This is a genomic window from Streptomyces sp. 150FB, from assembly GCF_000818195.1.
In the GTDB taxonomy this organism is placed as follows: Bacteria; Actinomycetota; Actinomycetes; order Streptomycetales; family Streptomycetaceae; genus Streptomyces.
Genome location: NZ_JTHL01000001.1, coordinates 5325985 through 5337006, shown reverse-complemented (window position 1 = coordinate 5337006; position 11022 = coordinate 5325985). Strand labels below are relative to the sequence as shown.

The window sequence follows — 11022 nt, the reverse complement described above, 5'->3', positions numbered from 1 at the left end:
TGCCGCCCGACCCGCCGCCCCGCTCGGCGGAGCCGGGCTCGCAGTCCTCGCTCTTCGAGCCGCTCGCCGGCGCCGAGGTGCCTTTCGACGCGCTGCTCGACGTGTACGCGGAGCAGCAGCGGCGGCACGCGGCCGCCGAGCACCCGGGGCGGATGCGGCTGCTCACCGCGTCCGAGTCGGCGGGCATGCTGGTGGCGGCCGAGATGCACCGTACGGGTCTGCCGTGGCGCGCCGACGTCCACCGGGCGGTGCTGGACGAGCTGTTGGGCGAGCGGTACGCGGGCGGGGGCGAGCCGCGCCGGCTCGCCGAACTTGCCGACAAGGTGTCGGAGGCTTTCGGGCGGCGGGTGCGGCCCGATCTGCCTGCCGATGTGGTGAAGGCCTTCGCGGGCGCCGGCATCAAGGTGAAGTCGACGCGGCGCTGGGAGCTGGCGGAGATCGACCATCCGGCGGTCGAGCCGCTCATCGAGTACAAGAAGCTGTACCGGATCTGGACGGCGAACGGCTGGACCTGGCTCCAGGACTGGGTGCGCGACGGCCGGTTCCGCCCGGAGTACCAGCCGGGGGGTACGGTCTCCGGCCGCTGGACCACCAACGGCGGCGGCGCGCTCCAGATCCCCCGGGTGATACGCAGGGCGGTCGTCGCCGACGAGGGCTGGCGGCTGGTGGTGGCGGACGCCGACCAGATGGAGCCGCGCGTGCTGGCCGCGATCTCCCGCGACCCGGGGCTGATGGAGGTGGCGGGGCACGACGGCGATCTGTACGCGGCGCTGTCGCACCGCGCGTTCTCCGGCGACCGCGCCCAGGCCAAGGTCGCCCTGCTGGGCGCCATCTACGGCCAGACGTCCGGCGACGGGCTGAAGAATCTCGCGGCCCTGCGCAGGAGGTTCCCGCTGGCCGTGGCGTACGTGGACGACGCGGCGCGGGCGGGCGAGGAGGGCAGGTACGTACGGACCTGGCTCGGCCGTACGAGTCCCCGGGCGGTCGGGGCGGACGACGAGGGCGAGGCCGGGATTCCGCAGGAGCCCGGCGAGGTGCCCGCCGCCGAGGGCCCGTCCGCCGGCTCCCGCTCCCGGGCCTATGGCCGCTTCACCCGTAACTTCGTGGTGCAGGGCAGCGCCGCCGACTGGGCGCTGCTGATGCTGGCCGCGCTGCGCGGGGCCACCGCCGGGATGCGCGCGCAGTTGGTCTTCTTCCAGCACGACGAGGTGATCGTGCACTGTCCGGCGGAGGAGGCCGAGGAGGTGGCGGCGGCGATCAGCGCGGCCGGGGAGCTGGCCGGGCGGATCACTTTCGGGGAGACGCCGGTGCGGTTCCCCTTCACGACGGCGACGGTCGAGCGGTACTCGGACGCGAAGTGAGGTCCTGAGCCCGGGGCCGACCCGACCGGGGCAGACCCGCGCAGCCCGCCCGGCACGCGCGCCCCGCGCTCACGCCCAGGTGTCAGACGCCATCGTGCCGGTTGCGCTGGCGTTCGAGGCTGCTCGTCAGATGTTCCGTCATCGCCTCGGCGGCGCGCTCGGGGTTGCGGCGCAGCACGGCGCGCAGAATCCGGTCGTGCTCGGCGAGGGTGAGCGGTCCGGCCCCCGGGATACTGCTGAGGCGGAAGATATGCAGATGGGAGTGGAGGCGGCCGACCGCCTCGGCGAGCAGCCTGCGCCCGGCGGCCTGGGCGATCGCGTCGTGGAAGCGCTGGTCGGCGGCGGCGAACTCGCGGTACACGACGTACCGTTCACCCGATCCTGGCCGTCCGCGCAACTCCTCGACGAGGGCCTCGATGCGGTCGAGCTGCTCGTCGTCGGCGTTGAGCGCGGCGAGGGCCGCAGCCCGGGGCTCCAGCAGCAGCCGCATCTCGAAGAGCTCTTCGAGCCCCTCGGGGGTGAGCAGTTCGGTGGCGCGGTAGCCGACGAGCGAGCGCTTGGTGACCAGCCCGTCGGACTCCAGCCGCGCGAGCGCTTCGCGTACGGGTGTCGGCGAGACTTCGAGCGTACGGGCGAGCGCCTCGATACCGACGCGTGCGCCCGGTTCGATCTCGTGGTCCATGACCATCGCCTTGATGGCCTCGTAGACGCTGTCGGCCAGCACCTGGCGCGGCTGCTTCGCCGTGTCCGAGTCGTCGGCGCCGCCCGGCTGGTCGGAAACGGTGTCCGACACGGTCCGGTCTCCTCTGCCCGTCATGCGCAATATCCTATAGGACTTGCCACAGAGCCCCCTCGCCACCATGCGTCAATCCCCCGTCAATCACAGGTCAAGCCGTCGGCGCCTCCGCCGCCGAACGGCGTCCGGGCATGGCGCGCCGCGCGAAGGCGATCGTCACGGCGACGATGGCCGCGAAGATCGGCCCGGTGGCGATGTGGAGGAGGCCGAGGACGAGCGGTTCGTCGCCCCGGTAGTAGATGACCTGAAGGGCGGCGTTGACGACGTTGACCGCGACGCACACCCAGGTCGAGCGCGTGTAGACGCGGCGCAACCGTGGAAGGTGGCGCCAGTCGGCGGGGCCGCCGCTCACCTTGTTGAGGATCAGGCCGGTCAGCGGCCGCCGGGCCACGATGCTGCCCAGGCAGACGGCGATCACACCGAACGGGACGAGGGCCGGTACGAGGAAGAAGCCCCGCGCCTCGCCTGTGAAGGCCGCGACCGCCGCGCACACGCCCACGACGAGCAGGCCGATGCCGGCCTGCCGCAGCTTCTCCCTGCGCAGCAGTCGCCAGGCGAAGGCGGCGACGGCTGTCACACCCGCCGCGATCAGCCCCACGTCGAGTGAGGACACGGCGTTGGCCACGAGGAAGGCGACCGTGGGCGCGGCGGTGACCAGAATGCCGGACAGTTTGGCCCTCCAGCCGCCGCCCGCAGAAGTCCGGTGCGCCGTCGGATCGGCGGATTCGGTGGCATCTGGGTTCCTGGTGAGTTCCATAGTTCGATAGTCACATATGAAACGGTATCTCGCAAAGCGATGTTGAGTGATACTGTCGCGGGTATGCCGAATCACTCCCGGATCGCGTCCGGGCCCAGAGCCACCGACACCCCGGGAGACCGCTCGCCGTTCGCCCTGGGCCTCGTCCTGAGGCGCGCCCACGACCGCGCGATCGCCGCCGTCAGCCAGGCGCTGCGCCCCCTCGGCCTGGAGACACGTCATTTCGCGGTCCTCATCGCGCTCAGCGGCAACGGGCCGATGAGCCAGAGCGCGCTGGTCGAGGCCACCGGAAGCGACCGGGCCACGATGGTCCGCGTCATCGACGACCTGGAGCGGCAGAACGTGGTGACACGCACCGCCCAGCCCGGCGACCGGCGGGTGCGGATCGTCGGGATGACGGAACACGGGACGTCCGTGTTCGACCAGGCGCACGTCGACGCGGTCGCCCTCATCGGCGATCTGGTCCGCCACCTGGGCCCCGGTGAGCCGGAGCAACTCCTCGATCTGCTGACGCGGTTCGCCTACCCGGGCCGCGCCTGACCCGGCGCCAGCCCCCTTTACGTCACCCACCTCGCCCACCTCGCCCACCTCACATCAGCGGGAGATTGCCATGCGTGTTCTGATCGTCGGCGCCGGACTCGGCGGACTGTGTCTCGCCCAGGGGCTGCTGCACGCCGGGGTCGAGGTCACCGTCCTGGAGCGCCGGGGCGCCGCCGGCGAACAGCCGGCCACCTACGGCATCCACCTCAACACCGACGGCATGCGCGCCCTGCACGCCTGTCTGCCGGAGAAGGCATGGCAGCGGCTCATCGACGTCTCGGCCCTGGCGCCGGACAAGATCCGCTTCCACGACCAGGATCTGGGCGTGCTCGCCGTACGCGACAACGAGGCGAACGGCGGGGTCGAACCGCATCTGCGGCGGCGCGCGGTCGGCCGGGACGCACTGCGCGACGTCCTGCTGACCGGCCTGCCCGCCGACACCGTGCGCTGGAACAAGCAGGTGAGCGACTACACCGAGACGCCCGAGGGAATCCGGGTCCGGTGCGCGGACGGCAGTGAGTACGGCGGCGACCTGCTGGTGGGAGCCGATGGCAGCAACTCCCGTATCCGGGCGCTGCGGTTGCCCGGCCTGGAGCGGCAGGAACTGGGCATCGTCAATGTCTCGGGGCGCGTGACGCTCACCGAGCCACTGCTCGCCGAACTGCCCGCCGCACTGACTGACGGATCCGTCAACAACGTGGTCCCCTCCGGCCCCGGCTGGATGTTCCTGTCCACCTGGGACGCCCCCGCGTCCGGCCGCTATCTGGTGTGGGCCTGGGCGGCCGACCGGGACGACTATCCGGGCGACCCCGTCGGCCTCTCCCCGGCCGCGCTGCGCGATCACGTCGCCGGCCGGACCGCGCACTGGGCACCCGCGCTGCACCGCCTCGTGGCCGCGACCGAACCGGGCACCGTCGCCGCGATCCCGCTGCGCACCATGCCCGCACTCGAACCGTGGGAGCCGGGCAACGTCACTCTTCTCGGTGATGCCGTCCACAACATGACGCCGATGGCGGGCATCGGCGCCAATACGGCGTTGCGGGACGCCGACGAACTGCGCGGCGCCCTGCTCGCCGAGGGCGAGGGCGAGGGCACGGGCACGGGCACGCCCACCGAGGCCACGCTCACCGCACGCGTCGGCACGTACGAGGCCGCGATGCGCGACTACGCCAACGCCGCACTCGCCCTGTCCACCCGCAACGCCCGCGCCGCCGCGACCACGGGCCGCCTGTCACGCGGCGCCTTCCGCACCGTACTGCGGGTCGCCGAAGCCGTCCCTGCGGTCAAGCGCCGCATGTTCCCCGCGCCAGGGGGACGGCACTGAACACCCCGCCCCGGCCGACGAGTTCGGCCGGGGCGCGCCACTCAGTCGGTACGGACCGCGCTGACCAGCCACGAGTGGCCCTCGGCCGCAGGCCCGTCCCCGAAGGCAGGGTGCGCGGTACGGCCGAAGTCGGCTGCCACGTCGCCGACTTCGCGTACGTCGGGCACCCAGCCGTGCCGGGCCGTCCAGGCTCCGGGATCCGTGGGTCCTGACCGCCACAGCCGGGTGAGGTCCGGGCTGATCCGGTCCGTGGCCGCGCGCAGGGAGGGGACGATCTCGAAGTGGTCGAAGGCCAAAACACTGCCGGGCGCGCTGAGTTCGCTCAGGGTGGCGAGAATCCCGTCGGCGGCGCTCGCGTCCAGCGAGTACAGGACCCCCTCGACGAGCCAGGCCGTCGGGCGGTCCGGGCGGAACCCGGCCTCGCGCAGGGCCCCGGCCCAGTCCTCGCGGAGGTCCACCGCCACCGCGTGCCTGCCGGGCGCGGGACGGTCCGCGTGCTCGGCCATCACCCGGTCCTTGAACGCCAGCACGGGTTCCTGGTCGATCTCGAACACCTCTGTGCCGTCAGGCCAGTTGATGCGCCAGGGGCGGCTGTCCATGCCCGACGCCACGAGAACCACCTGCTCGCACCCCGCCGCCGTCGCCCGGAGGAGCAGCTCGTCGAAGAACCGGGTCCGCACCACGGCCTGCGTCCCCATCAGCGCGGCGAAGTCCGCCCCGCCCTCCGGCACTTCCAGGGGAACCCCGGCGGCTGCGAGGAAGTGCCCGGCATACGGATCACTGAACAAGCCGTCCTGGGCCTGGTGTTCGGCCGCGCGCAGGGCGGCGACCGCGAACGCGGTCCGCCCGATCGCGTCGATCCCGGAAACATCCTTCGCCATGAGCCACCTCGTAGGTCTGCCGCGCGGCGAAGAAGCAGGGCGTGACCGTCCCGTTCCGCAGCGCGGGATTTACGTTGCGGTCACGACCGTATCATTCAATACTTTCGGCGGGCGGATAGGTGAAACGGGTGAGCAGATCCGTGAGCTGTTCGACTTCAGCCGCGTCCAGCGGTGCCGCCAACTCCCCCTCCAGCGGCCGCGCCGCGAGGTGTACGGCGTCGAAGAGTTCGAGCCCCTGGGCGGTGATCTCCACCTGCCGCACGCGACGGTCCCCCGGAACGGCCCTGCGTACGGCCAGCCCCTTGCGCTCCAGATCGTCCACGATCCGCATGACGCCGGCCTTGTCCGAGCCCGTCGCCTCCGACAGGTCCCGCTGCACGGTGGGCCCGCGATCGACCAGCACGATCAGCACGGCGAAGTGCCGCAGCTCGATACCGAGCGGCCGCATCGCCTCGACCATGACGGCCGCCGCCCGCTGGTGCGCGCGGCGCAGCAGCAGCCCGAGGGCGAAGGGCGAGGCATCGCCGGGTCGGTCGGTCGCGCGCGCGGTGGCCGGTTGGCCGGGAAGGTCAGTAGTCACGGAGCGACTTTACCAGATATTAGATTCAATCGATACAGTATCATTTGAAATCAGCGTGCCGGCGGGTCACCTGGCCGACAGGTCACCCGGGCGGCAGGTCACCAGGCAGCAGATCCTCGGCGCGCAGGTCGTCCCAGAGCGCGGCGGGGACGGGCGTGGTCACGGCCGCCGTGTTCTGCCGTACCTCGCCGGGCGTTCGCATCCCCGCCAGGACCGTACGTACGGCCGGAGCGCCCAGGGTGAAGGCGAGCGCGGCGACGGCGGGAGCGATGCCGTGCCGGGCGCAGACCTCGGCGATACGGCGCGCCCGGCGCACCAGCAGGTCGGGCGCCGTCGCGTAGTCGTACGTCGCCCCCGCATCCGGGGCTGCCAGCAGCCCGCTGTTGAAGACCCCGGCGCCGATGACGTCGACCCCGCGCTCGGCGCACAGTGGCAGCAGTTCCCGCCCGGCCTCGGCGTCGAGCAGGGTGTAGCGGCCGGCGATGAGGAGGACGTCGATGTCCGTCTCGGTCACGAACCGGGTGGGTACGGCGACCTGGTTCACGCCCACACCGACCGACCCGACGACCCCTTCGTCCCGCAGCCGGGCCAGCGCCGGATACGCCTCTGTCAGCGCCTGCTCGGTGTGCTCGTCGGGGTCGTGTACGAAGACGATGTCGACGCGGTCGAGACCGAGCCGGCCGAGGCTGTCGTCGAGCGAGCGCAGCACGCCGTCGGCGCTGTAGTCGCGGACGCGGACGCGGTTCGGGGTGCCGTAGAAACCCTCGGCGCCCTGGACGTCGGCCACCGGCCCTTCGTGCGGGGCGAGCAGCCTGCCGACCTTGGTGGACAGCACGTACTCCTCGCGCGGCTTGCCGGAGAGGAACCGGCCGAGGCGCTCCTCGGAGAGCCCGACGCCGTAGTGCGGTGCGGTGTCGAAGTAGCGGATGCCCGCGTCCCACGCCGCCTGGAGCACGGCGTCGGCCTCCTCGTCCGACATGGGCGCGAAGAGTCCGCCGAGGGTGGCGGCGCCGAACCCCAGGTGGGTGACCGGGAGCGCTGCCCGGCCCAGCGGCTGCGTCGCCAACTCGGCTGTCCGCTCATTCGTCGGCTCGTTCGCCGCCACGCCCGTTCGCTCGGCGCGGCTCACCGCTCGTCCTTCTCCGACGCGGGCTCGGCGGGACGCAGCCGCAGTCCCTGCATGCCGCCATCCACCGCCAGGTCGGTCCCCGTCGTGGCGCCCGCGTACGGTCCCGCCAGGTAGCACACCGCCGCGGCGACCTCCTGCGCGGAGACGAGCCGGCCGGTCGGCTGGCGGGCGGCGAGCGCGGCGCGTTCGGCGGCCGGGTCGGGGGCAGCGGCGAGCAGCCGGCCGATCCAGGGGGTGTCGACGGTGCCGGGGTTCACGCAGTTGACGCGGATGCCCTCACGTATGTGGTCGGCGGCCATGGCCCGCGTCAGGGCGAGGATCGCGCCCTTGCTCGCGGAGTACAGCGCACGCTGGGGCAGGCCCGCGGTGGCCGCGATGGAGCAGGTGTTGACGATGGCCGTACTGCCGGGCGTGGCGGCGGCACCCTGCCGGAGCAGCGGCAGCGCGGCGGCGCTGACGCGGGCGGCGCCGGTCACATTGACGTCCAGGACGCGGGCCCATTCGGCGTCGTCGTTGTCCTCGACGGTGCCCTGCGCGCCGATGCCCGCGTTGTTGACGAGCACATCGAGGCGGCCGAAGCGCTCTCCTACGGCGGCCAGCGCCGCGTTCACCGACGCGCGGTCCGTGACATCGCAGACGAAGCCGTGCAGACCGGCGGGCAGGGAACCGGTGTTGAGGTTGAGGACGCACACCTCGGCCCCGCGCAGGGCGAGTTCCTCGGCGGTCGCGAGGCCGATGCCGGAAGCGCCTCCGGTGACGGCGGCCACCAGGCCACCGAACTCACCTGCCCTGTCTGCCGCCACTGCCGCGTTCTCTGTCATGTCCGTCGCCGTCCTTCGTGCTGTGTTCCGTGTGCTGTGTTCCGTGTGCTGTGTCGTGCTGTGTGCTGTGTCGTGCCGGGTTCGACGTGTCTGCTCCCCTACTCCATGAGAAAGACCTGCTCCATAGGGGTCCACCAGTCGCCGGGCCCCGCCTCCGGCACCGGCTCCTGGCACGGGTCCGTCAGCTTCCACCACTCCTTGCTGGCCTCGTCCCGCGCTATCGCCGCGGAGTCGGCGGCGAAGTCGTCACCGTCGTACTCGAAGTAGCTGAACAGCCGGTCGCCCAGCAGATGGATCGAGTAGTTGGAGATATGGCTCGCTCGGAGCCGGGCGAGGACGGGTTCCGGCACCGCGCGGTGCAGCTCCCGGTACTCGTCCAGCTTCTCCGGCCGTACTTTGATCACCTGTGCGATGCGTTCCATGGGCTCATTCTCCCGACCGCGTACTGTCCGCCGCACTCAACCTGTCACTCGACAGAAACCTATAGGAAAAACCCCGGACAGGGGGCCAGGCGGCCAACATCTCACCCCAAACAGCGACGGAACGACCACGCTGACGCCAAAAATTAAGGATCAAACGCTTGACCGGCGACCATGAGACATGGCTAATCTCCAAGAGTTTAGATTTCCTATAGGAAAATTCTGGCTGTCCTTGGAGGTGCCATGGCTGATCCCACGCCGTCCGTCCCCACGGACCGCCGCCCCGACCGCAGCGTGCGCGGTCTTGCCGTAGGCGAGGAGGCTCCCCCACCGCTTCCTCGCTTCGTCAAGGCCGTCGCCGTGCTCGGAGGCATGGCGGGCCTGCTGTACGGCTACGACTCGGGCGCGATCGCCACGGCGCTGCCCTTCGTGAAGGACCAGTTCGGTCTCTCCTCGACCGAACAGGGTCTGGTGACCAGCCTGATCCTGCTGGGCGCGCTGCCCGCGATCATCGCCGGTTCGCTCGCCGCCAAACGCTTCGACCGCCGCCACCTGCTGATCGTGGCCGGTGTGATCTTCGTAGTGGGCTCGATCGGCTGCGCGCTGTCCCCCAATGTGCCGCTGCTGCTGATATCCCGCTTCGTCCTCGGCCTGGCCGTCGGACTGGCCAATATGTTCGGCCTGATCTACCTCACCGAGCTGGCCCCGAAACGCACCCGCGGCCTGATCACCGCGCTCTACCAGCTCAGCGTGAACGTCGGCATCCTGATCGCCTACGCGGCCGGGGACGCCCTGCGCGGCGCCGGTGCCTGGCAGTGGATGCTGGGGCTCGGCGCCGTACCCGCCGTACTCTTCCTCGTCGGCATGATGCTCAGCCCCAACAGTCCGCGCTGGCTGATCCTGCGCGGCCGTAACTCCGACGCCCGCGCCGTCCTGCTGCGACTGCGTACGTCGGAGGCCGAGGCGGACACCGAGTCGGCGGAGATCCAGGAGAGCCTGGGGCACCAGGGCGCCGGGCTGCGCGAGCTGTTCCACCGCTACCGCCCCGCCCTGAACATCGGCCTCATCCTCACCTTCTTCCAGGTGTTCACCGGCATCAACGCGGTCGTCTACTACGCGCCGACCGTCTTCGCCGACGCCGCAGGCCACTCCAGCGACACCGGGATCATCGCCAACTACAGCGTCGGCGGCGCGCTCGTCATCTCGACGGCGCTCTCGCTCCCGCTGATCGACAAGCTGGGCCGGGTCAAGCTGCTCGCGTTCAGCCTGGGCGGGCAGGTGCCACCGCTGATCCTGCTGGCGCTGTTCCCGCACTCGTCGGTGCTGGACATCATCTGCGTGTTCGTCTTCACCTTCGCCTTCGGCTTCGGCCTCGGCCCGGTGTTCTGGCTCTACATCCCGGAGATCCTGCCGCTGCGCGCCCGCGCGCTCGGTATGGGGGTCGTGACGTTCACCCAGTACCTGTTCAACTTCCTCTTCTCCCTGACCTTCCCGGACATCCTGGCCGGTATCGGCTTCTGGATCTTCGGCATCTACGGGGTGATCTCGGCGGTCGGACTGGTCTTCGTACTGACCCGGGTACCGGAGACGGCGAACCGCTCGCTGGAGGACATCGAGGAGGACTGGCGCCGCAAGGAACGACCGGCGGCTGCCGCCGCCGCTTAGCGGCACAGCCGCACCCGATCCACCGCCCGGGAAGGACGCAGAGTTACATGCGAGTTGGACTGTTCGTGACGTGTGTGAATGACGCGTTGTATCCACGGACGGGCCGGGCGGTGGTCACGCTGCTCCAACGTCTGGGTGTGGAAGTCGACTTCCCCGAGGCACAGAGCTGCTGCGGGCAGCCGCAGTACAACACCGGGTACCGCCGCGAGACGGAGCCGCTGGTACGGCGCTTCGACAGCGCCTTCGCCGACTACGACTACGTGGTCACCCCGTCCGGTTCGTGTGTCGCCATGGTCCGCGACAACTACCCCCGGATCGGCCGGAAGGCGACGGCGGAGGGACGTGGCGGCGGCCTCGCCGAGGCCGCAGCGCGGTCCGTACCCAAGACGTACGAACTGACGGAGTTCCTGGTCGGTGTGCTGGGCGTGACGGATGTCGGCGCGTACTACCCGGGCACCGTCACCTACCACCCCACCTGCCACGGCCTGCGGATGCTCGGGCTCGGCGACCGGCCACGGCGCCTGCTGGAGTCCGTACGGGGCCTGGAACTGCGGGAGTTGGAGGGCGCCGAGGAGTGCTGCGGCTTCGGCGGCACCTTCGCCGTCAAGAACGCGGACGTCTCGGCCGCCATGGGCACCGACAAGGCCCGCGCCATCACCGCGACCGGCGCGGGCACGGTCTGCACGGTCGACAACTCCTGCCTGATGCACATCGGCGGCACGCTGAGCCGGCAGGGCTCGGACGTCAGG

12 protein-coding genes are annotated in these 11022 nt (G+C 71.1%); 5 read left to right on the top strand and 7 right to left on the bottom strand.

All coding sequences use genetic code 11. The features are described from left to right. On the top strand, positions 1–1361 hold a 1361-nt coding region (locus tag QR77_RS22955), incomplete at its 5' end, for a bifunctional 3'-5' exonuclease/DNA polymerase (protein ID WP_040024005.1). Positions 1362–1443: 82 nt separating this feature from the next. Here QR77_RS22955 and QR77_RS22950 read toward each other — a convergent pair. Further along, on the bottom strand, positions 1444–2085 hold the full coding sequence (locus QR77_RS22950) for a GntR family transcriptional regulator (RefSeq protein WP_040028498.1): 642 nt from the start codon (positions 2083–2085) through the stop codon (positions 1444–1446). A gap of 163 nt (positions 2086–2248) precedes the next feature. Further along, positions 2249–2914 carry a DUF3159 domain-containing protein gene (locus tag QR77_RS22945; protein ID WP_052488990.1) on the bottom strand — a complete coding sequence of 222 codons (666 nt, stop codon included), beginning with the start codon at positions 2912–2914 and terminating at the stop codon, positions 2249–2251. 63 nt (positions 2915–2977) lie between these two features. Here QR77_RS22945 and QR77_RS22940 point away from each other — a divergent pair, with 63 nt between their 5' ends. Further along, positions 2978–3454 (top strand): MarR family transcriptional regulator, encoded by a 477-nt coding sequence (locus tag QR77_RS22940; RefSeq protein WP_040024004.1) that lies wholly within the window; start codon positions 2978–2980, stop codon positions 3452–3454. Between the two features lie 70 nt (positions 3455–3524). Next, positions 3525–4778: an NAD(P)/FAD-dependent oxidoreductase gene (locus QR77_RS22935; RefSeq protein ID WP_052488989.1), complete on the top strand. Its 1254-nt coding sequence runs from the start codon at positions 3525–3527 to the stop codon at positions 4776–4778. A 41-nt stretch (positions 4779–4819) separates the two neighbouring features. Here QR77_RS22935 and QR77_RS22930 read toward each other — a convergent pair whose 3' ends face one another. From QR77_RS22930 to QR77_RS22910, 5 genes are all read right to left on the bottom strand, one after another. Beyond that, a complete protein-coding gene (locus QR77_RS22930) occupies positions 4820–5659 on the bottom strand; it encodes an SAM-dependent methyltransferase (protein WP_052488988.1) in 840 nt (279 codons plus the stop codon). Positions 5660–5750: 91 nt separating this feature from the next. Further along, entirely contained in the window at positions 5751–6239 is a 489-nt protein-coding gene (locus QR77_RS22925; RefSeq protein ID WP_040024003.1) for a MarR family transcriptional regulator, read from the bottom strand. 82 nt (positions 6240–6321) lie between these two features. After that, the gene (locus QR77_RS22920) at positions 6322–7305 is read right to left on the bottom strand and encodes an aldo/keto reductase (protein ID WP_040028494.1); all 984 of its coding nucleotides are present in this window, start codon (positions 7303–7305) and stop codon (positions 6322–6324) included. Positions 7306–7364: 59 nt separating this feature from the next. Continuing rightward, positions 7365–8189, bottom strand: a complete 825-nt coding sequence (locus tag QR77_RS22915) for an SDR family oxidoreductase (protein ID WP_052488987.1) — start codon at positions 8187–8189, stop codon at positions 7365–7367. A gap of 98 nt (positions 8190–8287) precedes the next feature. After that, on the bottom strand, positions 8288–8611 hold the full coding sequence (locus tag QR77_RS22910) for an L-rhamnose mutarotase (RefSeq protein ID WP_040024001.1): 324 nt from the start codon (positions 8609–8611) through the stop codon (positions 8288–8290). Between the two features lie 240 nt (positions 8612–8851). On the opposite strand from QR77_RS22910, the gene QR77_RS22905 reads away from it, so the two are divergent. After that, complete coding sequence (locus QR77_RS22905) at positions 8852–10273, top strand: sugar porter family MFS transporter (protein ID WP_078877038.1); 1422 nt, start codon at positions 8852–8854, stop codon at positions 10271–10273. A 47-nt stretch (positions 10274–10320) separates the two neighbouring features. Beyond that, on the top strand, positions 10321–11022 hold a 702-nt coding region (locus QR77_RS22900), incomplete at its 3' end, for a (Fe-S)-binding protein (protein WP_040024000.1).